This window comes from Amedibacillus sp. YH-ame6, from assembly GCF_053848845.1.
This window is the reverse complement of record NZ_JBSPEZ010000012.1, coordinates 23,822-47,491: the sequence shown is the minus strand read 5'-3', so window position 1 is coordinate 47,491 and position 23,670 is coordinate 23,822. Positions and strand designations below refer to the sequence as shown.

27 protein-coding genes and 1 other annotated feature are annotated in these 23,670 nt (G+C 35.1%); of the genes, 25 read left to right on the top strand and 2 right to left on the bottom strand.

Features of this window, described 5'->3' with window-relative positions:
• The first annotated feature begins 11 nt into the window (after positions 1-11).
• The 24 genes from ACWG0P_RS09225 (at position 12) to ACWG0P_RS09110 (ending at position 20,894) form a co-directional block, all read left to right on the top strand.
• Positions 12-593: a DJ-1/PfpI family protein gene (locus ACWG0P_RS09225; protein WP_455801477.1), complete on the top strand. Its 582-nt coding sequence runs from the start codon at positions 12-14 to the stop codon at positions 591-593.
• A gap of 130 nt (positions 594-723) precedes the next feature.
• Positions 724-990, top strand: a complete 267-nt coding sequence (gene rpsO, locus ACWG0P_RS09220) for a 30S ribosomal protein S15 (protein WP_455801476.1) — start codon at positions 724-726, stop codon at positions 988-990.
• A 91-nt stretch (positions 991-1,081) separates the two neighbouring features.
• A complete protein-coding gene (gene pnp, locus ACWG0P_RS09215) occupies positions 1,082-3,244 on the top strand; it encodes a polyribonucleotide nucleotidyltransferase (RefSeq protein ID WP_455792519.1) in 2,163 nt (720 codons plus the stop codon).
• Between the two features lie 109 nt (positions 3,245-3,353).
• Positions 3,354-4,742 (top strand): dipeptidase PepV, encoded by a 1,389-nt coding sequence (pepV, locus tag ACWG0P_RS09210; protein WP_455801475.1) that lies wholly within the window; start codon positions 3,354-3,356, stop codon positions 4,740-4,742.
• Between the two features lie 9 nt (positions 4,743-4,751).
• A complete protein-coding gene (trmB, locus tag ACWG0P_RS09205; protein WP_455801474.1) occupies positions 4,752-5,405 on the top strand; it encodes a tRNA (guanosine(46)-N7)-methyltransferase TrmB in 654 nt (217 codons plus the stop codon).
• An 88-nt stretch (positions 5,406-5,493) separates the two neighbouring features.
• Entirely contained in the window at positions 5,494-5,829 is a 336-nt protein-coding gene (locus ACWG0P_RS09200; protein ID WP_455801473.1) for a thioredoxin family protein, read from the top strand.
• A gap of 5 nt (positions 5,830-5,834) precedes the next feature.
• Positions 5,835-6,560, top strand: coding sequence for an internalin (locus ACWG0P_RS09195; protein ID WP_455801472.1), 726 nt, complete (start codon positions 5,835-5,837; stop codon positions 6,558-6,560).
• 15 nt (positions 6,561-6,575) lie between these two features.
• Positions 6,576-7,880 (top strand): UDP-N-acetylmuramate--L-alanine ligase, encoded by a 1,305-nt coding sequence (gene murC / locus ACWG0P_RS09190; protein WP_455801471.1) that lies wholly within the window; start codon positions 6,576-6,578, stop codon positions 7,878-7,880.
• 50 nt (positions 7,881-7,930) lie between these two features.
• Complete coding sequence (locus ACWG0P_RS09185) at positions 7,931-8,314, top strand: histidine kinase (protein WP_455792508.1); 384 nt, start codon at positions 7,931-7,933, stop codon at positions 8,312-8,314.
• Positions 8,315-8,317: 3 nt separating this feature from the next.
• A complete protein-coding gene (locus tag ACWG0P_RS09180; protein WP_455801470.1) occupies positions 8,318-8,869 on the top strand; it encodes a hypothetical protein in 552 nt (183 codons plus the stop codon).
• Between the two features lie 6 nt (positions 8,870-8,875).
• Complete coding sequence (locus tag ACWG0P_RS09175) at positions 8,876-9,871, top strand: LacI family DNA-binding transcriptional regulator (protein ID WP_455792504.1); 996 nt, start codon at positions 8,876-8,878, stop codon at positions 9,869-9,871.
• A 34-nt stretch (positions 9,872-9,905) separates the two neighbouring features.
• Positions 9,906-10,103: a binding site (T-box leader), on the top strand.
• A 37-nt stretch (positions 10,104-10,140) separates the two neighbouring features.
• Complete coding sequence (gene tyrS / locus ACWG0P_RS09170) at positions 10,141-11,373, top strand: tyrosine--tRNA ligase (protein WP_455801469.1); 1,233 nt, start codon at positions 10,141-10,143, stop codon at positions 11,371-11,373.
• A gap of 93 nt (positions 11,374-11,466) precedes the next feature.
• Positions 11,467-12,231 carry a hypothetical protein gene (locus ACWG0P_RS09165; protein WP_455801468.1) on the top strand — a complete coding sequence of 255 codons (765 nt, stop codon included), beginning with the start codon at positions 11,467-11,469 and terminating at the stop codon, positions 12,229-12,231.
• The gene (locus tag ACWG0P_RS09160) at positions 12,221-12,799 is read left to right on the top strand and encodes a dipicolinate synthase subunit B (protein WP_455801467.1); all 579 of its coding nucleotides are present in this window, start codon (positions 12,221-12,223) and stop codon (positions 12,797-12,799) included. The genes ACWG0P_RS09165 and ACWG0P_RS09160 overlap by 11 nt, the downstream gene beginning before the upstream one ends.
• Complete coding sequence (gene dapA / locus ACWG0P_RS09155; protein ID WP_455801466.1) at positions 12,800-13,675, top strand: 4-hydroxy-tetrahydrodipicolinate synthase; 876 nt, start codon at positions 12,800-12,802, stop codon at positions 13,673-13,675. It begins immediately after the preceding gene.
• A 17-nt stretch (positions 13,676-13,692) separates the two neighbouring features.
• Positions 13,693-13,872: a sporulation protein Cse60 gene (locus ACWG0P_RS09150; protein ID WP_455792495.1), complete on the top strand. Its 180-nt coding sequence runs from the start codon at positions 13,693-13,695 to the stop codon at positions 13,870-13,872.
• Between the two features lie 41 nt (positions 13,873-13,913).
• Positions 13,914-14,078: a DUF1540 domain-containing protein gene (locus ACWG0P_RS09145; RefSeq protein WP_455792494.1), complete on the top strand. Its 165-nt coding sequence runs from the start codon at positions 13,914-13,916 to the stop codon at positions 14,076-14,078.
• A 78-nt stretch (positions 14,079-14,156) separates the two neighbouring features.
• Positions 14,157-14,714: a hypothetical protein gene (locus tag ACWG0P_RS09140; RefSeq protein WP_455801465.1), complete on the top strand. Its 558-nt coding sequence runs from the start codon at positions 14,157-14,159 to the stop codon at positions 14,712-14,714.
• Between the two features lie 9 nt (positions 14,715-14,723).
• Complete coding sequence (locus ACWG0P_RS09135) at positions 14,724-16,382, top strand: oligosaccharide flippase family protein (protein ID WP_455801464.1); 1,659 nt, start codon at positions 14,724-14,726, stop codon at positions 16,380-16,382.
• Positions 16,379-17,086: a pseudouridine synthase gene (locus tag ACWG0P_RS09130; protein WP_455801463.1), complete on the top strand. Its 708-nt coding sequence runs from the start codon at positions 16,379-16,381 to the stop codon at positions 17,084-17,086. Before ACWG0P_RS09135 ends, ACWG0P_RS09130 begins: the two co-directional genes overlap by 4 nt.
• A gap of 25 nt (positions 17,087-17,111) precedes the next feature.
• On the top strand, positions 17,112-18,416 hold the full coding sequence (locus ACWG0P_RS09125; RefSeq protein WP_455801462.1) for a pyrimidine-nucleoside phosphorylase: 1,305 nt from the start codon (positions 17,112-17,114) through the stop codon (positions 18,414-18,416).
• A 75-nt stretch (positions 18,417-18,491) separates the two neighbouring features.
• Positions 18,492-19,646 carry an MFS transporter gene (locus tag ACWG0P_RS09120; protein WP_455801461.1) on the top strand — a complete coding sequence of 385 codons (1,155 nt, stop codon included), beginning with the start codon at positions 18,492-18,494 and terminating at the stop codon, positions 19,644-19,646.
• 120 nt (positions 19,647-19,766) lie between these two features.
• Positions 19,767-20,282: a hypothetical protein gene (locus ACWG0P_RS09115; RefSeq protein WP_455801460.1), complete on the top strand. Its 516-nt coding sequence runs from the start codon at positions 19,767-19,769 to the stop codon at positions 20,280-20,282.
• A gap of 51 nt (positions 20,283-20,333) precedes the next feature.
• Positions 20,334-20,894: a YqaA family protein gene (locus ACWG0P_RS09110; RefSeq protein WP_455801459.1), complete on the top strand. Its 561-nt coding sequence runs from the start codon at positions 20,334-20,336 to the stop codon at positions 20,892-20,894.
• Here the strand turns inward: ACWG0P_RS09110 and ACWG0P_RS09105 are convergent.
• Together ACWG0P_RS09105 and ACWG0P_RS09100 are read right to left on the bottom strand one after the other, a co-directional pair.
• Entirely contained in the window at positions 20,867-21,514 is a 648-nt protein-coding gene (locus ACWG0P_RS09105) for a gamma-glutamyl-gamma-aminobutyrate hydrolase family protein (protein WP_455801458.1), read from the bottom strand. The two genes, ACWG0P_RS09110 and ACWG0P_RS09105, sit on opposite strands and share 28 nt — an antisense overlap.
• Positions 21,515-21,559: 45 nt before the next feature.
• Entirely contained in the window at positions 21,560-22,504 is a 945-nt protein-coding gene (locus ACWG0P_RS09100; protein WP_455801457.1) for a TIGR01212 family radical SAM protein, read from the bottom strand.
• A 452-nt stretch (positions 22,505-22,956) separates the two neighbouring features.
• Here ACWG0P_RS09100 and ACWG0P_RS09095 point away from each other — a divergent pair, with 452 nt between their 5' ends.
• On the top strand, positions 22,957-23,649 hold the full coding sequence (locus ACWG0P_RS09095; protein ID WP_455792476.1) for a M48 family metallopeptidase: 693 nt from the start codon (positions 22,957-22,959) through the stop codon (positions 23,647-23,649).
• The last annotated feature ends 21 nt before the right edge of the window (positions 23,650-23,670 follow it).

Genomic DNA, 23,670 nt, shown 5'->3' with positions numbered 1-23,670 from the left:
GAGGATTTCTTATGAAGATTGCAGTTTTAATTTATGATGCCTTTTGTATGTTTGAGTTGAGCGCAGCACTTGAAAATTTTGCATTACAATCCATACCAGTGCAAATTTTTGGAGAAGAGAAGAAGGCTTATCGTAGTGAAGAAGGAATGTTGTGTGTGGCGGAATATACCTTAGAGCAACTGTGCGTGGATGAATTTGATGCCATTTTATTAACAGGAGTTGGAAGTGAGATGTTTCCATTTTCAGATATCAAGCTTGTACATGCGTTACTACAGGGGTTTGACCGTAAGAAGAAAGTGATTGCTGCGATTTCTGCTGGTCCTATGATACTCATTAAAGCGGGGTTAGTAAAAAATCGTCCGTTTATGTGTGGTTGTCCACGCGAGGGGCTCTTGGAAGAAGATATCACAATAGAAGATATGCCACTTATGAAAGATGCGTACGAATGTATGGAAGATACTTCTTTGGTATGTATCCGAAGTGATCATATTTTGACTTCAGTTGCTTGGAAATATCGCGAATGGGCAATGGATTTAGCAAGTATGTTAGGCATTGAACAATACAGAGGTACATTTGGATTACCAAAAGAATAAGCTTTGATTGTAAAAATGCTTGTCAAGAGAGTGTGGATATGGTATTATGATTGAGGTTTTACACTTGGTTTACTTGCTTCCTCGGCGGTTTACTCAGTATAGAACATATCGATAACAGGAGGAAAGAAAAATGTTATTAAAATCAGAAAAGACTCAAATTATGAAAGATTTCGCACGTTTCGAAGGAGATACAGGTTCTCCAGAAGTACAGGTTGCAGTATTAACAGCTCGTATTAACCAGTTAACAGAACATTTCAAAGAACACAAACATGATTATCATTCACAACGTGGTCTAATGAAAATGGTTGGACGTCGTAGAAACTTATTGGCTTACTTAAAAGACAAAGACTTAGATCGTTACAAAACATTGATTGAACGTTTAGGATTAAGAAAATAAGGTAGAAAAGCTCGAAAAGAGCTTTTTTTCTTTTATTGGGTTTCAAAATATGATATGATGTCCTAGACTAAGAAAATAAGAGGTGAATAGTGTGGCTAAACAAGAATTTCGTTTAGAATTCTGTGGTCGTGGGATCACAGTAGAAACTGGAGAGATTGCAAAGCAGGCTGGAGGGTCTGTTTTAGTGCGTTATGATGATACCGTTGTATTATCCGCAGCAACTGCCAGCAAACAAGCAAAGGAAGGATTAGATTTCTTTCCATTAACAGTAACATTTGAAGAAAAGTTGTATTCCGTAGGAAAAATCCCTGGAGGATTTTTAAGAAGAGAAGGAAGACCAAGTGAACATGCGACATTGACATCACGTATGATTGACCGTCCAATTCGTCCTTTATTTGCGGATGGATTCCGTAATGAAGTACAAGTTGTGAATACAGTATTATCTGTAGATCAAGATCGTTCAACAGAAATGACCGCAATGTTTGGGGCATCTTTGGCGCTTTGTGTATCTGATATTCCATTCAATGGACCAATCGCAGGTGTTATCGTTGGTAGAATCAATGGCGAATATGTCATCAATCCTACTCCTGATGAATTAGAAAACAGTGACATTCATTTAACTGTGGCTGGAACAAAATATGCAGTAAACATGGTAGAAGCTGGCGCTAAAGAAGTGAGCGAAGAAGCGATGTTAGGTGCGATTATGTTCGGACATGAACATATCAAACAGTTGGTTGCATTCCAAGAGGAAATCGCAGCAGCAGTTGGTAAAGAAAAAATGGAAGTAAAACTGTATACAGTAAGTGAAGAAATTGATGCGGAAGTACGTGCAAACTTCGAAAAACCAATGCGTGAAGCAGTTTCTATTGAAAAGAAATTGGAACGTTATGGTAAAATCGATGAAATCACAGAACAAGCAGTTGCTATGTTCGACGCAAAAACATATGAAGATGACGCTACAAAAAATAAAACTTTAAAACAAGTAAAAGAAATTTGTCATAGTATTGAGGCAGATGAAGTGCGTCGTTTAATTATTGAAGATAAAATCCGTCCAGATGGACGTAAGATTGATGAAATCCGTCCTTTGGATTCTCAAATCGATATTTTACCACGCGTTCATGGTAGTGCCTTGTTTACACGTGGAGAAACTCAGGTTTTAAGTGTAACTACATTAGGACCAATGAACGATCATCAAATCATTGATGATGTTACAGAAGTAGATACAAAACGTTTCATGCATCACTACAATTTCCCACCATATTCTGTTGGAGAAACAGGACGTATGGGAAATCCAGGACGTCGTGAAGTTGGTCATGGGGCATTAGGTGAACGTGCATTAGCACAAGTGTTGCCAAGTGCGGAAGTATTCCCATATACCATTCGTACAGTAGCTGAAGTTACAGAATCTAACGGTTCTTCTTCACAAGCTTCCATCTGTGCAGGCACAATGTCTTTGATGGCCGCGGGTGTTCCTATCAAAGCTCCAGTAGCGGGTATAGCAATGGGTCTAATCATGGATGAAACAAACAATAAATATACTGTATTAACGGATATCCAAGGTATGGAAGATCATTTTGGAGACATGGACTTTAAAGTGGCTGGAACTACAGAGGGTATTACGGCATTACAGATGGATATTAAGGTAACTGGAATTACAGAAGATATATTTAAAGAGGCATTGACACAAGCAAAATCTGCTCGTGAACAAATTCTTGAAAATATGCTTGCGACAATTCCTGCGCCAAGAGAAGATGTAGGTACATACGCACCTAAGATTGAACAATTCTATATCGATCCAGATAAGATTCGTGAAGTTATTGGAACAAATGGTAAAGTAATTAACAAAATCATCGAAGATTGTAATGAAGTTAAAATTGACATCGAAGATGATGGACACGTTGTTATTTACCATATGGATCGTGCATCTATTAACAAAGCTGCAGATATCATTAAAAACATCGTAAAAGTTGCGAAAGTTGGCGATATCTATGAAGGTAAAGTTGTTCGTATCGAAAAATTCGGCGCATTTGTAAACTTGTTCCCTGGAACGGATGGTTTATTACATATTTCTAAGATCAACAATGATCGTGTTGAAAAAGTAGAAGATGTATTGAAAATCGGCGATGTTATAAAAGTTAAGGTTATGGAAATCGATGATCGTGGACGTGTGAATGTAAGCGCGAAAGCATTGTTGCCTAAGCCTGAGAAAAAAGAAGAAGTAAAAACAGAAACAAAAGAAGAAACAGCTGAGTAATACAGAAGCAATCAGAGTTCATCTGGTTGCTTTTCTTATGAAAAATTTAAGGAAAATACTTTAGGTAAATGATAGGGTTTATGATAAAATATAGCAGAGGTGAATACGTATGGATTGGATGAAAAATTTCGTATCTTATGAAGATGCATTTATAAAGGATTTAAAAGGACTTATTGCGATAGATTCTCAACGGGATGATACCACAGCAACAAAGAATGCGCCTTTTGGTAAAGGATGTAGAGAAGCTTTGGATTATATGCTTTCACTTGGTGAAAGAGATGGTTTTGTTGTGCGTGATATTGATGGTTATGCTGGAGTCATTGAATATGGGGAAGGTGAAGAAAGTGTTGGTGTGTTAGCGCACCTTGATATTGTACCCATAGAAGATGGTTGGACAAGGGATCCTTTTGGTGGAGAAATTGAAAAAGGGTATATGTTTGGACGAGGTACTTTGGATGATAAAGGACCTGCTATGGCAGGTTTTTATGCATTGAAGATGCTTCGTGATCAACAAATAAAGCTAAATAAAAAAGTTATGTTGATATTGGGATGTGATGAAGAAACTGGAATGGAGTGTATGGAGTATTATGTAAAACACGCACAAGTACCAACTCTTGGATTTACACCAGATGCGGATTTTCCAGTTATTTATGGAGAAAAAGGTGGTTTGCATGTACATTATCAAGGAAGTTCTGAAACTATAATTAAGGAAATGCATGCAGGAGAGCGACCTAATGTTGTGATTGGAAAAGCAAGCGCAATCTTGAAAAAGGAAGCGAGTGAATTGCTGGAACTGTTCGACTTCTATTTAAAGAGTCATGGGTTACAAGGGTATATGGAAACAGTGGATGGTGAAGTTGTTTGTCATATAGAGGGTGTTTCTGCTCATGGGGCAACTCCATATCTAGGCGTAAATGCAGCCCTTCACATATTGAATTTTGTTGGACATGCATATCAGGATACATTTGCGAAACATACCTATGAAATGTTGCATGATTGGATGGGGAAATCTTTAGGTATTGCGATGGATGGAGCATATATGGGGTTTTTAACCATGAATACTGGGGTTGTGAATATAAGTGATAAACAAAGTGAAATTATAGTCGATATACGTTATCCTAACGATGCGGATGTAGATGCGATAGAAGCAAGCATTGTACAACACGCAAAAGCTTTAAATTATCCATTGCAAGTGGAAGTTTTACGTAAGGCAAACCCATTGTTTGTAGATCCAAATTCCCATTTGGTAACGACACTTTCTAGTGTGTATCGTAAATATAGTCATGATGACTTTACACCAAACATGACCATTGGTGGTGGAACGTATGCGAAGAAGTTTTCAAACTTCGTTGCATTTGGGCCTGAATTTCCGAACCAGAAAGTAGAAGAAGATCTCTTTGTTGGTGCGTGTCATCAAAGAGATGAAGGAATCAAATTAGAAAATTTATATACAGCGGTTGCTATATATAGTGAATCTATAGAAAAATTAGCAGAATAGGAGTACATTATGAGAATGCGTAAATTGCCTTGGGCAGAAGATTTTTTAGAACAACAACCAGTAGTTGTTAAAAATGTAAAAGAAGCAGCGGGAACATGGAAAAAGAGATTACAACGAGATACATTGCATGTGGAGATAGGGACGGGTAAGGGTGATTACTGGATTGGTATGGCGCAACTATATCCGGATGCTGGTTGGATTGGTATTGAAAAGAACGTAAGTGTTGCGGCACTTGCTGTCCGTAAATACAGTAATCTTGAAGAAGCACCCGCACATATGTTGTATATCAATGATGATGCTGAAGATATCAAAGAATGGTTTGCGAAGGGAGAAGTGGATGTTATTCACTTGAACTTTTCGGATCCATGGCCTAAAAAACGTGCACATAAAAAAAGATTATCGAATCACGCGTTTATTGAACAATACCACCATATCCTAAGCGATGATGGGGAAATTCAAATGAAGACTGATAACGTATCTTTATTTGAATATTCTGTATTGGAATTTCAGAATGAAGGATGGTTTTTACATGAATTTAGTGTAGATTATCGCAGAGTTGAACACAATGAAGATGTTATTACGGAATATGAGCATCGCTTTATGGAATTAGGTCAGCCTATCTATCGCGCGGTATGGAAGAAACAACCTTTGAAAAATAAGTAGATTTTATGAAAATAAAAAATAAATTTTCATAAAATGATGATATAATAGATATAAGATGATTTTGACCGAATAATAAAGGAGTTATTTCATGAAAGAGACAATGCAGGTAATCCATTCTTTAGAAGAATTTAAAGAGGCTTCTAGAAAGCCTATGAGTGTTTTTGTGTTTTCTGCAAACTGGTGTCCAGATTGCAAGTTTATAGAACCATTTATACCGGAATTGATGAAGAAATACGATGCGTATGAATTCTATTATGTAGATCGTGATGATTGTTTGGAAGTATGTCAAGAATTAGGTGTTATGGGTATTCCTAGTTTTGTAGCATATGCAAATGGAGTAGAAATCGATCGTTTCGTTTCACGCTTTCGTAAGACGAGAGATGAAATTGATAAATTTTTGGAAACATTACGAAAGGACAGGTGAGGAATATGTCAATTTGGAGAAAATTAGGATCTATGTTGTTTGAAGAAACAGATGCTGATATCATTGTAGAAGATGAATTAGAAGATATTTCATTATCTGAACATAAAGTAGAACAAGTAAAAAAAGAAGAAATTAAAGAAGAAAAAATTATCATAAAAGAAGAACCTAAAATTGTACAACCTGTGGTGAAACCTGTGCAAGAGGAAGGCAAGAAATTCGTTAGTATTGAGATAACAGATGAAAAGCCAAAACAGACAGTAACGGCTACACATACTGTACAAACGAAACGTATGAATACAACTCCTGTACGAGAGGAAAAAGTAGAGTTTGAGTTTTCACCTGTGATTTCACCGATTTTCGGGTCGAAAGATGATGAAAAGAAACCAAAAGGAAAAGGGTCTTCTCTATCTATTACACTTCCAAAAGCGAAAAAAGCAAATCCTTTAGGAACTGTGATTTCACCGTATTATGGAATTAGTGAATTAGAAGAATTTGAGGCAGAAGCCCAAGAAACAATTGAGAAGAAAGAAAAGAGTAAAACAGAAGATATCTTATCCCCACAAGAAGATATAGAAACATATGTTGACGATGAAGATGTAAATAGTTTGTCTTTAGATGATTTAATTATGGACAATGACGTAGATGAAGAGGAAGATGATATCATGCAAATTTCTTTGTTTGGTGAATCTACCCCAATACGTGATAGTGATGATGAAGCAGAAATTAAATAAAAAGAGGTGTTGGAAATGCATTATCATTTTATAGGAATCAAAGGATCAGGAATGGCATCACTTGCGACCATTGTTGCGGATCGTGGAGATGATGTAAGTGGTTCTGATATTGAAAAATATATTTTTACACAGAAACCATTAGAAGAAAGAAAGATTCCTATTACTAGTTTTTCAAAAGAAAATATACATGATCATGATGTTGTTATTATTGGGAATGCGTTTCATGAAGATAACCCAGAAGTTCAAGAAGCACTTGCCAATCCTAGTGTAACGACGTATTGGTATCATGAATTTTTAGGGAAATTAGTGGAAGAGTATACATCTGTGTCAGTTGCAGGAACACATGGTAAAACAACAACAACAGGAATGGTTTCTCATGTAATGTCTCTAGTTGCCCCTACGGGATATTTAATTGGAGATGGAACAGGGGAAATGCCAGATGCTAGTAAATACTTCATAGTAGAATCATGTGAGTATCAACGCCATTTCTTAGCATATAAACCTGAATATGCAATTATTACGAATATTGAACTTGATCATGTTGATTATTATAAAGATATGGAAGATTATTGTGATGCATTCGAAACCTTTGCAAATCAAATAAAAAAAGGAGTAGTTATGTTTGGGGATGATGAAAGTGTAAGAAGTTTACATGTCACATCGAAACATTTATACTATGGATTAATGGAACACAATGATGTGCAAGCAGTTCATGTTGTGCAAAATGAAGAAGGGATGTCCTTTGATGTTCTTTATAAAAAAATGCACTTTGGTAGTTTTAAACTTCCATTTGTTGGGAAACCTTTATTATGGAATAGTCTTGGTGTAATTGCACTTGGAATCATGGAAGGTTTAAGTGCGGAAGTATTACAAGAAGGGTTACAGTCCTTTCCGGGTGTGAAACGTCGTTTCACAACAGAGGAACAAGGGGATAATGTGTATATTGATGATTATGCCCATCATCCAACGGCTGTAAAGTATATGATTGAAGCAGCAAAAATAAAATATCCTGGTAAGAAAGTGATTGCGGTTTTCAAGCCGGATCGCTTCTCACGTATCTTTTATTTTATGGATCGATTTGCGGAAGAATTGGATCAAGCAGATGAAGTATACTTGTGTCATTTTCCAGAAAATGCAGCAAAAGAGGATGGCATTGATATCACCATTGAAGACTTAGCCAACAAGTGTAAACATGCGGTTGTCATCAAAGAAGATGAAGAAGCAGCGAAGATGTTAGCACAGCAAGGACCAGCGGTTTATCTGTTTATGAGTAGTAAAGATATCTATAAATTAAAAAATATTGTAAAGGGTTTTCATTAATTGTTGAAAAAAGTTACAAAGTAAGTTAAAATGATAAATGAGGTGTTTCTATGGGATTAGATCAATTATTTGAATTAACAAGTCAAGTGGCTTCTACAGCACTGCCAATACTGGGTGTTATAGTGCTCATATTTTTGGCAATTTTCGTTAAGCATTTGATTTGTGTTATGAAAAGCGCAAATGAAGCGGTGATCAGTATGAAAAAAACATTGGATACAACCAATCGTCAGTTGGAAACACTGGATAAACCTTTGAATACGCTGAATGAACTAAGTGAAACGGTGGATTGTGTTCATGAAGCTAGCAAAACTGCTGTGCGTTCAACGATTGTGACTGTAATTGAAAATTTTTCTTCCATTAAAGATTGGGTAATGTCCGTTGTAAGTAAAGATAAGACAAATGGTAAAACCCCAGCTGATGAAGAAGGAGAGTAGCTCATGGAACCAAATGAATATGCGAAACAAGCAGAAAATTTAGAAAAAGAAGCGAAATTCACCATCATCTCTATGGATGATGATGACACAAGTGATAAGAAAAAAATATTAGATGACGCAAAAGAAGAAATTAACCGTCTATACCGAGAATTTCGCGAATGGCTAGCAGGGAGTATCAACTCTGAAGAAGTGAGTGAAAAACTAGAACGTTTAAAACAAGAAACTTCGAATCTTATCAATCGTACAAAAGAAAGCGTACAAGCATTTCAAGAACGTGAGGATGTACTTGCGGGCAAAGAAAAAGCAAAAGAGTTTGGAAATAAACTCGTGGACACGTTGCAAGATGGAATCCATGAAGTGATGAAGAACGATACGGTTTCAAAAGTAGTGGATAGTGTGAATGATACCATTGATAATGTGCGTCATGATGAGCGTGTAGTAGATGGTGTAAAGAAGATGAAACAGGGAACGTTAAAAATTGCGGAGAGCGCTTTTAATGGGTTGAAACGTGTACTAAACACGGAGAATGATCACAATGATGATCAGAAGGGATAATGTATTATGAAAAGAATTACGATTTACGATGTAGCGAAAGAAGCTGATGTATCGCTGGCAACCGTATCCCGTGTTATCAACGGAAGTGAAGTTGTTCGTGAAGATACACGAGTGAAAGTGCAGGAAGCAATTGAAAAACTTGGTTATAAGCCAAATGCAATTGCACAGGGGCTTGCTTTACAAAAAACCACAACGATTGCGTTGATTGTACCAGAAGCTAGTTATTTCTACACTGGACAAATTATCAATGGGTTGATTGATGTAGCAAAAATTTATAAATATAACATTATGTTACACACAACTACAGAAGGTATTACAGAAATGAATGATATCATCGAAAATATCATCAAATCTCGTGTAGATGGTGTTGTGATTTTTAATGATAAATTGAACAAAGAAGAATTGAATCAATTAACACGCTACCAAGTACCAATCGTTGTGATTGGAAACCGTATGAGTGATGAAACTGTTGGTTCTGTTTATGTAGATTATGCAAAACTTGTATATGACTATGCAATGGGTTGTATCAAAGCAGGGAAAACAAATATTGCGTTGATTGAAGACCGTAAAAATCCTGCAATGATCAAACAGTTAAACGAAGGTTTACAAAAAGCATTTGCTGAGAATGGCTTGAAGTTTGAAAACTTCTTGGCAATTCCTAAAGAATATCGTTCTTCTTACTTATTCTTAAAAGAATATATGAAACAAGGAAAGAAACATGATGTTGTAATTACATATCGTGATTCTCAAGCAATGGCTGTTATGAATACTGCCAAAGAAGCAGGCATTAGTATTCCAGATGATATGGAACTTGTTTGTATCTTAGATAGTAAATACAACGCGATGGCGCGTCCTCAAATCTCAGGATTTAAAATCCCTGACTACGATTTAGGTGCTGTTGCGATGCGTTTATTGACGAAGATGTTGCATGAAGATAACGAAGTAACAGATAAAGAAATTGAGTTAAGTTACATTTATACACCTAGAAAATCTACAAAATAGTTGACAAGTATACGATTAAAATCTATACTATGAAATATTAGCGATGAAGAGAAAAGAACATGATGGAAATGCACAGAGAGGCGATTGGTTGGTGAAAAATCGCAGATGAAAGTCATGCATACAACTCGGAGCTGCTTTATGCAAAGTAAAGCCGTGTCTCACGTTACGAGATTGAGTGCTCTATGAATTACATAGAGAACTAAGGTGGTACCACGTTTATAACGTCCTTGGATAAAAGGACGTTTTTTTATGAGAAAGGATATGAAATTATGAAATTATTTGATGAACTAAAATGGAGAGGACTTGTAAATGATGTAACGAGTCCTGCACTAGAAGAAAAACTAAATAATGGAGGGTTAACATTCTATATTGGAACTGATCCTACTGGAGATAGCTTGCATATTGGACATTATTCAAGTCTATTGTGTGCTCGCCGTTTAAAGGAACATGGACATCATCCAATTATGCTTGTTGGAGGTGCTACAGGTTTTATTGGAGATCCAAAAGCTACAGGCGAACGTAACATGTTGACAAAGGAAATTCTAGAACATAACTATGTTTGTTTAAGTAAGCAAATCAAAGAATTGTTTGGATTTGAAATGGTAAACAATTTAGATTGGACAAAAGATATCACGATTATCGATTTCTTACGTGATTATGGAAAATACTTCAATGTAAGCTATATGATCAACAAAGATACAGTACGTCGTAGATTAGAATCTGGAATTAGTTATACAGAATTTTCATATATGATTTTACAATCTCTAGATTTCTTACACCTATTTGAAGATAAAGGTTGTACATTACAAATCGGTGGACAAGACCAATGGGGTAATATTACGAGCGGATTAGAATTGATTCGTAAAAAACATGGCGCAGATGTAGAGTGCTATGGTATGACGATGCCATTGATTACGAAAGCAGATGGTTCTAAGTTTGGGAAGAGTGAATCTGGAAATGTTTGGTTGGACAAAGAAAAAACATCTCCTTATGAAATGTACCAATTCTTAGTGAATGCAGAAGATGAAAAAGTCATTGATTATCTAAAGAAGTTGACGTTCTTGAGCAAAGAAGAAATTGATGATCTTGAAGAGAAGGTAAATGTTGATGCCGGAAGAAGAGAAGCACAAAAAGCATTGGCAAAAGAAGTCGTTTCTTTCCTTCATGGAGAAGACGAGTACAACAAAGCCTTGAAAATTACAGAAGCATTATTTAGAGGGAATATCAAAGATTTAGAAAAAGATGAAGTAACGGATGCATTGAAAGGCTTTGAGAAAAGAAGCATAGATGATAATCTAATGTTAGTAGATGCATTGGTTGCGGCTGGAATTGCAAGTAGTAAGCGAGAAGCCAGAGAATGGATTACGCAAGGTTCTGTACAAATCAATGGTGATAAAGTTACAGATTGCGAATTTGTTGTATCAAAGGCAAATGCGGTTTCAAATAGTGATACCTTAATTAAAAAAGGAAAACGTAATTATTTTGTAATTACACAAGCGTAGGGAAAGACAGAGTGGAGATTATCTACTCTGTTTTATTTTTGTTATCGCAAAACCTGTACAAACATCATAGTATAAATCAAAGGAGGGGACATTTTGAAGATTGCGGTGATTTGCAGTGATGATCGAATGATACAAATTTACGATAATTTATCAAAATCCTTTTGTGTAATGGATGTTTATAATGTGAATGATTTAGAGACGTGCAAAAGAGAAATTGATGTATTGGTGTTACCAGTAAAAGGTGTGGATAAAGAAGGGAAAATTGCTTGTATACGACAAAAAGATGAATTCTGGAGTGAATTAAAAGAAAGTGTTCTTATTTTCTGTGGTTTGCGAAATGAATTTTTAGAGAAACTTCCATATCAAACATATTACTATATGGAAGATCAAGGAGTCATTCGTGATAATGCAATTTTAACAGCAGAGGGTGTCTTGAATGAACTCATTGGTTGTTGTGCTAGAAGCATTTATGATATACAAGTAGATGTGATTGGATATGGAAATTGTGGTAAAGTCATTTATGATATCCTTCATAATCTACACGTAAATACGCGCGTGATAAGAAGAACGTGCGAGAAGCAAGAAGATTTCATTGAAGTGAACGAGTATACAACATGTGGAGATGTTATTATTAATACTTCAATAGGGGATGTGTTAAATAGAGAGAGGATGCAACAATGGACAAAAAGACCAGTTATCATTGATATTGTTACTCCTGATGTGATCGATATGGATGCAGCTAGGGAATTGGGGATTTGCATTATCAAAGCTGGAAATCTACCTGGACGTTTTGCAAGTGTTACCGCTGGAAATATAATCGCTGAGTTTATAAGGGGGAAGTTAAGCAATGAAGGGTAAGCGAATTTTGTTTGGTATATGTGGCTCGTTTTGTAATCATCATGCAATATTGATAGAGCTAGAAAAGTTATGTGTGAACAATGATGTTGTTTGTGTGGTGAGTGAAAATGTATACTCTTGTTCTACTAGATTCTTTGAAAACATAGAATTTTTAAAGAGGGTAGAAACAATTACCAAGCATGATATTATTCATACAATTGTAGAAGCAGAAAAAGTTGGACCAAATAACGATATGGATATTATGGTCATTGCGCCTATGACTGCGACCGTTGCGGCTAAGCTTGCACATGGAATATACGATCATCCAGTGACTCTTGCGGCAAAAGCAATGATTCGCAATAAGAAGAATGTGGTGTTTGGTATTGCAAGTAACGATGGATTAGGGATAAGTGGTCCTAATATTATGCGCTTATTAGCAACAAAAAATATCTATGCAATTCCATTTCGTCAAGATGCTCCATTTAAAAAAGAGAGAAGCATTGTTGCGGAATGGACATTATTGGAAAGTGCATTAGATGAAGCGATTGTTCATAAACAGATTCAACCAATTCTATTAGGAGGGAATTAGATGCAAGAGATTATGACTGCACTGATTACGCCGTTTAAGAAACATGATGAAATTGATTTTGATGCTTTGGGTTATTTGGTAGAAGAGCAGATAAGCCAAGGGTGTGATGGCTTAATTGTATGTGGAACAACAGCAGAAGTACCAACTCTTACAAGAACAGAGAAAGTACAAATCCTAGACTTTGTAATTGAACGTGCACAACATAGGGTTCCTATTTGGTATGGGTGTGGTTCTAATTGTACTAGATTAGCAATTGAAAATTGCTTGGAAGTAGAAAATCGAGATATCGCTGGAGTGTTGTTGGTTACGCCGTATTATAATCGACCAACCCAACAAGGCTTATATGAACACTTTAAGAAGATATCACAGTGTATTCATCATTCTATTATGTTGTATAACATTCCCTCTAGAACAGGCTGTACGCTGGAGTGTGATACTTTGTTGAGGTTATTGGATGAATGTCCAAACATTGTTGCGTTAAAACATGCATCAAAAGATCTTGATTTAGTAAAATGTGTAATGAAACAGTATCCGAAGTTTCGTGTATATAGTGGAGAGGATGGATATTTTGTGGAGTCTTTTGAAGCTGGTGCAATGGGAGTGGTTTCTGTAATGTCACATATGATTCTTCCACAGATGAAAAGCTATATAGAAGGTGGATGTCAAGATGAGGAGCTAGGAAACATGTTATATGAGTGTGCAGAAAAAACATTCTGTGAAGCATCTCCTTCTCCAGTGAAATATATGTTATGTCGCAAAGGTGTTTGTAAGAATGTATTACGTTTACCAATGGTGCCAATAAGCTATGGAAAGGAATTCATGTTAGATGCGTGGATGGCAGAAAATGACACATTTTTACAGGGAGGAATGGTATAGTAAATTTGGTGATATAAATGCTTGCGGTGAAAGTGTTTGATGAAGAACATGAAGATGATCTAAGTGATGCAATCAATGAATTTTTAAGAGATAACGAAGATATCAATGTGTTGGATATCAAGTTTTCAAGTGCCATATGTGAAGGTGAAGAGGAACAGACCTATTGTTTTTCAGCGATGTTGATTTATTCTTCATAAGACAAGGAAATCCTCACATACTACGTATTGGAGGTGTTATCATGCAGAAGAAAACTGAAATTCTATGCAGTGTCGCAAATTGTGTTTATCACAAAGATGCACATTGTGAAGCTGAAACAATTTCCGTGGCATGTGATAATTGTGTAATACCAAATTCATGCTGCGAAACTGAATGCAATTCTTTCCGTAACAAAAACGAAAGATAGGGAACGGTCCTCACGGATCGTTTTATTTTTGATATCCTGTAACATGAAAATATGATATAATAATGCAGAGGTGATTTCATGCGCAAGCTTATCGTTTTATGGATTGCTATGATCATGCTAGTGAGTGGTTGTTCTAACACGAAAATAGATGATAAAGAAAACATGAAAAATTACGAAAATTTCATTGATACAGTAATGACCAATCAAGGGATCGAATCAAAAATCATTCCCTTTGACTATAAATTAAATGTATATAAACAAAAGGATAATTCCTATCAATATGAACTCTTAGTATCAAATCCAAGAAGTGCTATGTATAATGTTCAAGCGATTGCAGTTAATCCGGATGTTGATAGCAATACAAATGTACATCCTTGTTTAGGGTTATTAGGTGAAGATGCACAATTAGATTTTCATATGGTTCCATTTCAGTCAAATGCAGAAATGGGGTTTTATAAAGGATTTTCTTTAGAGGGTGTTAGTGATTCAGAACAATTTAAATTATATGTAATGGTTACATGGAAAGATTCCGCTTTAGTAAATGATCATCGTGTGTTTTTTAATGTGAGCTTTGTTCAAGAAGCTGATGATAATGAAAATGGTGCGAAGGAAACTGCAGAAACAAATAATGAGTGAGGCTAAAATATGAGTGAAACAAAGAATATGTCAAAACGCAAGCAATCAATGTTGCTTGGAGGTTTGATATCCAGTGCTGGAATTTTTATATCGAAATTTCTAGGTTTGATTTATGTCATTCCTTTTAATTATATTTTACAAACAAATGAAAATCAGAGTTATTATTATTCGACTTATAATATTTATTCTTATATCTTAACGATTGCGACTGCGGGATTACCATTTGCGATAGCTACTTTAATTGCGAAATATAGTAGCCGAGGTGATTATAAAACTTGTCTGTTAGTAAAAAAGATTTCATTTATAACGATGACAGCGTTTGGATTTGTTTGTATGTTATGCATGATGCTAGGTTCTGGTATGATTGCGAACGTATTTTGTCCTGAAGATTTAGATGTGAGCATTATGAAGAATGTAATTATCATCATTTCTTTGGCTGTCTTTATCATTCCGGTGTTAAGTTCACTTCGTGGGTTTTATCAAGGCTTAAAAGAACTTCAAATTTATTCTATGTCTCAGGTATTAGAACAATTGGTACGTATTATCTTTTTGTTAACCTTTGGGGCGTTGATTGTTTATGTGTTCAATCAAGATGCTGTATGGGCCTTATACTTTAGTGTATTTGCGGCTAGTGTATCGGGATTTTTAACCATTTTCTATATTCGATGGAAAGGAAATCATCGTCTTATTGAAGTGAAAGAATTGGCAAGAACGCAAGAGTTAAAACCAGCTAAAGATGCGAACGTTGTATTTAAGGAATTGTTGTTTGTAGCGATACCGTTTTTGTTAATTTCTATTTTTGGGTATTGTGATGCGGTTGTAAATCAAATGGATTTAAAGCCTGGTCTTGCGGCGTTTGGAGAGATGGCATATACTGCAGAAGTAAATACTTCTGTATTTGGAAGGGCAACAAAAATTATTGCGATTCCAATGGTATTGGCACCAGGGTTTTCTGCGGCGATTATACCATATATTACTTCCGCGTTGGAACATAAAAATATGAAACTTGTACGTAAGAATATAACAGAATGTATTGAATCTGTATTATACATTGCGATTCCAGTTTGTTTTGCTTTGTTTGTATTTGCGAAACCAATTATGTTTGTATTATTTCCACATGTAGACAATGCGCAGCTTGCACTGGATACCTTTACGATGAAATGGTATGCGTTGGAAGCACTTTGTGCTACGGTATGCCCAGTGTTTTCATCCATTGTAATGGCGATTGGATACCGTAAGAAAATCGTAATCAATACGATGTTGTTTGCTCTTATTAAGATAGCGACGAATCGTTTATTTATTACGTGGTGGGGAATTCCTGGTATGGTATTGTCGAGTGCTTTTGCATACGCTGTATTTACCATTTTAAATGTGTATGTTATACAGAAATATTTCCATGTGAATTGGAAGTATACATTTCGAAAACTTATCTTCATTGTTCTTGGAGTTCTAGGATTTTATTTGCTATCCTTGTTGTTTACAAGTTTTGGATGGATTGATCATCATTCTTCTAAGATGGTATCACTTCTGTATTTGATGTTGATGGGATTGGCTTGTTGTGGGGTGTATTTTGCGATTACTGCATTCTGTAATATTCCTCAGACGATTTTCCATTTTGATTTAGGTAAGATTTTTTCCAAAATAAAAGCGAAGGTAAAACGCACATGATACGATTAGATAAATATCTTGCACATGCGGGCATCGGAACTAGGAAAGAAGTAAAACAATGGATACGCAAGAAACATGTAAGTGTGAATGGTGTTATATGTATAAAAGATGATACACATATCGATGAAATAAGTGATGAAGTTGTGTTAGATGGTGAACGCATTCAATATGATCGTGTAGTTTATATTATGCTTCATAAGCCAGATGGCGTTGTGAGTGCAACAAGTGATGCACAATATCAAACGGTACTAGAATGTATTGATACCATCATTCCAAAAGATTGTTTTCCGGTAGGACGTTTGGATATCGATACAGAAGGTTTATTGCTGATTTGTAACGATGGAAAATTAGCACATGCTTTATTATCTCCAAAGAAACATGTCGATAAAACATACTATGTAGAAATCAGAGAACCATTAGAAAAAGGTGATATTGAATTCTTAGAGAGTGGTACCATAACGTTGGATGATGAAGTGTTAAAACCTGCTAAAGTCGAAGTAATAGATGAGACTTCTATATATTTAACGATACAAGAAGGGAAATATCATCAAGTAAAAAGAATGTTACAAGCAGTACATAATGAAGTCTTGTTTTTAAGAAGAGAGCGTATGGGCTCTTTGGTACTAGATACAGCATTAAAGCCAGGGGAATGGCGCTACCTAACAGAAGAAGAAATACAAGCATTAAAAAATAATCATTCATAAAAGAAGAGAAAGAAGGGTGAGTCTTATGCGTTTTGTAGACATCATTGAAAAAAAGAAACAACGTCAGGAATTAACAAAAGAAGAACTACATTTCTTTATCGATGGATATGTAAAAGATGAAATACCAGATTATCAAGTTTCAGCATTGTTAATGGCAATCTATTTTAATGGTATGAATGAAAAAGAAACTGCCATTTTAACAGATGAAATGTTGAATAGTGGAGATAGAATTGATTTATCTAGTATTCAAGGGTTAAAGTGTGATAAGCATTCTACTGGTGGAGTTGGAGATAAAACGAGTTTGTCTTTGGCGCCAATGGTTGCGGCTTGTGGTGGTAAAGTTGCGAAGATGTCTGGTAGAGGTTTAGGACATACTGGCGGGACGTTGGATAAAGTAGAATCCATTGATGGATTTCAAGTGAATTTATCTCAGGATACATTTATTGAACAAGTGAACCGTATTGGATTATCTTTGATTGGACAAAGTGGTACACTTGTTCCTGCAGATAAGAAGTTATATGCTTTACGTGATGTGAGTGCAACGGTAAATTCTATTCCTTTGATTGCATCTAGTATTATGTCTAAGAAACTTGCGGCTGGTGCAGATACAATTTTATTGGATGTGAAATTTGGCGAAGGAGCATTTATGGATACTCCTGAAAAAGCAGAGGAATTATCACGTACCATGATTTCTATAGGACATCATTTCCATAAAGATGTACGCGCCATGATTTCAAATATGAATCAACCTTTAGGAAATGCAATTGGCAATGCACTAGAAGTAAAAGAAGCAATTGCTACACTGAAGGGGGAAGGTCCTCAAGATTTTACAGACTTATGTCTACAAGCAGGCAGTATCATGCTTGTACAGTCCAAATTAGCGGGCAATGTTGATGAGGCTAGGGAAATGCTTGTCGAATCTATTACGAGTGGTAGAGCGCTTAAAAAGCTTATAGAAATGGTAGAGGCACAATCTGGAAATGTAGAACAAATCAAAGATCCTAGTTTGTTACCACAAGCAAAAGAAATCTTAGAAGTTACAACTAAAGAAAGTGGATATATAAAAGATCTTCATGCATTGAAACTTGGTACTCTAGCAATGCAATTGGGTGCTGGACGTATGGTAAAAGAAGATGACGTAGACCCTGCAGTAGGGATTGTATTAAATAAAAAAGTGGGAGATGAAGTACAACAAGGAGATATTCTTGCCTATGTACATATCAATCAACCACTACCTACGAACTGGTTAACAGAGTTCTATGATGCATTTATCTTCACAAAAGAACACGTAGAAAAAACAGGTCTTATTTATAAAATTATCAACGATTAGGAATGTGAAAACATTCCTTTTTTCTTATGATAAAACCCCACATCCTTGCCATACTAATCCTAAGGATGTGACACTATGGATAAGAAAAAGAAATATGTACTCTATTCTTTAAACTTTTTTGTATTTTTTGCTATATCTATGGTAAACACACAAATGATTCCTTTCTTAAGCAAGGTAGGGTATGATGTAATACAAAGAGGTTACATCCTAGCAGGTACTGCAGTTGTCGCAATACTAGGTCAGTTTCTTTTTGGTTATTTATGCGATCGCTCCCAAAAAACGAAGAAGGTCTTTTTTTTCGCATATCTATTATTGATTGCAGGTAGCCTAGGTATGTTTTTATATCAAAAGCAAATGTTCTTTTATCATCTGTTCGTTGTTTCCATTATGTCAGGTATGGTAAAGGTGATTATGGGATTAGATGAAACATGGATGCTGGAAATTGATAGTGAGCATTATGGTAAGTTACGTGCAGCTGGGGCGTTGGGATTAACTATAGGTTCTCCTATTGCAGGGTTTCTTGTTAAAGCGTTTCACTATATTTCATTACTAATAACATTTTGTCTCGTATCTTTTTTTATCCTATATTTATTAAAAGAAGTTCAGGATACAAAACGTAAAGAAAGTGAAACAATTAAATTATCCTCTATAAAAAGCATTGTATGTAATAAACAATATATTCTTTTAGTGCTTATTTACTTATTGGTCTATATGATTGGAACCGCTGATCAATATGTTGTCATTGATAAAATGCTTTCCATTGGTTCTAGCAATGCGCAAATTGGAATTAAATGGGCATTACAATCCTTTATGGAAGTACCCTTATTTCTCTTTGCGAGTGCTATATTAAAGCGTTACAAAACAGGAACTCTGTTATTGTTTGGTACTGTGATGTATGCGGTTAAATTTATACTATATGGCTTTTTTCAATCAAGCTGGGGTATTATATGGAGTGCATCTTTGCAATTGCTCACACTTCCTATTATTATGTTGACGAGTAAAGTGTTAATCAAAGAAGTGACTCCAAAGGAAATGTTTAATAGTGCTCAAATGTTTGCGATGGCTATTTTCATTGGTGTAAGTGGACTTATTACGCCTTTGATTACTTCTTATGTATCACATGCGCTTGGGTATGATAAAACGCTATATTTGGTAGCAGGATTTGCGATATTCCCATTGCTTTTGATTCTTTATTACCAACGTTTGCGTAAAAAAGCAGACAAGTCTTGAAATCTTCGCTTTTATTTTCTATAATAGGTATAGATGAAGACTGTGAAACCCTACGATAGTGGGTTATGATGGAGGCTCTTGATCATGTATACAAGAGCCTTTTCTTAAGGAGGAAACACCATGGAGTTTATAATAGAAAAGAAAGATAGTATCTATAGTATCAAAGAAGATGGAAGAACTATCTTCACGTGTGATCATAGTTATGATGACAAACTTCTTTCTTTGTATTTACGAAATATATATGGAGATGAAGCACTTAGTGTGTTTCAAATAAAGAAATGGTATAGTACTATACAGCCAGGACGTGCACTTGATTTTACAATTTATGAACAAGATGTAAAAATGGGGGAACTTCATGGAATTAAAGGAGCTTTTGAATTTGCATTTCAAGGAGTAACCTATCGATTCTATTCTGGATTAGAAAATGGAGTACGTATTGTAAAATGCTTTGATAGAGAAAAGTGTTGTGGAATTATGGAACTGGGAGAAACTTGCAAAGTATCATTCTACAATAGTACATTAGGTTCTTTGATGTCTATTCTTACAGTGTTGTTAGATGGATATATTAAACATGAACATTTCTCACAGGATTTATATCTTAATAAATGTAGTGAAGAAATGAAGGAAGTAGCATAAAAATTGACATAATAAAGGATCTTGTATTGTAAAATGAAATGAGGCGATTTCATGACAATACAAGATTTTTTTATTATCTGGCAAGACATAGGTTTGTTGTTGTATGCAATACTGAAAGCTTTTTTACCTCTTCCATCATTGGAAGTGATTTTGGTACCTCTTTGTATGCATTCTCCAGAAAAGTGGATTCTCTATTCCATTGAAGGTGCGATAGGAACCTGTATTGGTGGAGGAATAGGGTACTGCTTAGCCCATCGTTTTGGTCGTAACATCCTACAACATATGGCAAGTGAAAAAGATATGGATGCGGGAGAACGCTTGATGAATCGCTATGGGATGCTTGCGGTGTTTATTGGTGGAATTACACCTATTCCAGACTTTCTATTGGCGTATTTAGCTGGTTTCACCAATATGAACTTTATAAAATTCTCCTTGTGTGATGGATTTGCACGATTGTTAAGAAGTTTACTTGTAACGTATTGTTTATATCAATTGGGAAGTGTTGTGAACGTAGATTCCTTTGGCACTTGGTTTTCTTTGATAATAATACTTTGGCTTATCCTTCGTTGGTGGAAGGAAAAACGTCACTTACAAACAACATCTAAGAAATAAGGAAGTATTTGATCGTTCTCCATTTTTTCTGGATGCCACTGTACTCCATAAACTAAATGTTCATTATCTTCAAATGCTTCCACGAAACCTTCATTGGATACAGCGGCCACTTTTAGTTGACTGGCTAACGTTGCTATGACTTGATGATGATAGCTATTTACAAGTATGTCTTCCGCATACATGGTGCTTAGAAAACTATCTTCACAAATGTGAAGAAGATGTTCATGTTGCTTTGCATGGGTATCTTCTTCTATGTGTTGTATTAAGTTTCCTTTCAAGTATACGTTGATCATTTGCATTCCTCTACATATTCCAAGAATTGGCTTATGTGCAGTATAAAAAGCATCAATACATGCGAAATCAAAATGATCCATAGCTCTTTCATAAGTTTGCACATGAGGATTACGTGATTGCTTTACATAATAACTTTGTACATCATAGCCTCCTGGAATGATCAAACCATTACAAATCTTTTTTGCCTTTTCAAGTGATGCATAAGAGCAGATAGGGAAGACAGCCGCCCCTAAATTTACAATCGCATTTACATAACTTTCATTCACAAACCATTTGAACATAGAATCAAAACGTTCAATACGCATTACAATACCAATGATTTTCATATTGTCACCTCTAGGTTAACGTATGTAAAAAAAAGAAAAAGGTTCTTATGGAAACCTTTTTCCTTGCCACGTATCTCTTCTCTTCATTTCTTTATCAATATCATTTAAGACGACCACTTTCTTCAATGTCCAAGAAGGTGTAATCAATTGTTCTTTAACTCCATCTCCTGTTAAGCGCTGTATGATAATTTCAGGAGGAAGTACTTCCAATTGACGAATCACGATATCAATATATTCTTCTTTTGTTAACACATGAAAGGGTTCTTCTCTATATTCCTGTCCCATTTTCGTGTGCTCCATGATGTGTAACATATGAATCTTAACGGCATGAATTGGGAGTGTAGAAATTGCTTTTACGCTTTCAACCATCATATCTGCACTTTCATTAGGAAGTGAATTGATGATATGTACACATATTTTGATATCGCTTTTTTCTAACATGTGTATACAATCTAAGAAATCTTGATACGTATGTCCTCGATTGATCTGTAACGCAGTACTATTGTGAATACTTTGTAGACCCAATTCCATCCATACTTCTTTCTCTTTTGCGTAGGAGTTGAAATAATCGATTTTCTCTTGGTCTAGACAATCCGCACGAGTTGCGATACTAATGGCTTGAATGTCATCGTTTTGAAGAAATGGTTCAAATGTTTCTTTGAGTTTAGAAAGGGAGGCGTATGTATTTGAAAATGCTTGAAAATATGGCATAGGCATACCAGTAGGCCATTTCTTTCGCATTCTTTTCGTACCTTCTATATATTGTGTTTGTAAACTATCGTGGATATCACCAGCGTAATCTCCACTTCCCATAGAACTACAGAACGTGCACCCTCCACTGCCACAAGTGCCATCACGATTGGGACAAGAAAAGTTTGCATTTAACGCAACTTTAAAGACTTTATTATGAAAACGATGCTTTAAATAATAGTTCCATGTATGATAACGCTTGTTATCGTCACTGAAAGGAAAAGGATTATTGAATGTCATTTTATCACCGCACTTATTTTACCATAGGACTAGAATAACGTAAATGAATTACGATATATAAAAATAATTGTGAGTACTTTCAAAGTAATACCCAGCAGACTATTTCATTTCAAAAAAAATTATTTACAAAAATCAACATTGCTATAGTACTTTGTAATAAAGTTAGTCTTGGTTATGTAGTTTCCACGACCCTTTACTGAAAATCGTTTGTTATTTCTCTTATATTTCACAATAGTCACTTTTCTATAGGGAAATTAAAAAAGTAATTCAGTATATGGTTGTCAAATGAGTACTTACAAAAATAATTAAAAAAATATATTTCTATAAAAAAATGGTAGAATAGAAAAGAAGAGTAAATTTAAAAAATTCTTAATAATCTACTGTTTATTTTTTTAAACAAATGTGAGATAATAATTGCACACAAAATTCTATAGAAAGGGGGTATCGCGTTCATGAGTACCGGAAAGAAAGTAATACAATGTAAAAAATATCCAATCACGTATACGCTCGTAATAAAACAAGTAAAAAATATAAATATGCGCATCTCCCAAAACGGAGAAATCGTTGTAAGCGCGAATCCTTTTGTGCCTATGGAAAAGATTGATGAATTTGTATCTAGTAAAGTTTCTTGGATTGTGTCTCATCAAGAACAAGTATTAAAAAGACAAGCGTTTACCATTTATGATGAAAATTGTATTATGCTATTTGGTAATCATTTAAAAATCAAACGTTCTATTGGTAAATATAATCATGTAAGTTATGATAAAACAACACTTTTTGTACAAAGCAAAGATAATGGAAATTACGATAAAATCATTCGTCAGTTTCTGGATAAATTATGTCGTGATGTGTTTATGGATATTGTGACATTAACACATCGTTCATTGAGTGATTATCAACTTCCATTTCCAGAGGTTAAGATACGTGAAATGAAAAGCAGATGGGGAAGTTGTACACCAGTCAAGAATTTAATTACCTTAAATAAAAAACTTATTCATTACCCATTTGAGTTTATCGAGTATGTTATATTACATGAATTTGTGCATTTTATTCAACCGAATCATTCAAAAGCATTCTATCATGTAATAGAAAATTATATGCCAGATTATAAATCGAGAATGGAAATGATCAATCATTTGGAGTGATAGTATCACTCCTTTTTTTTC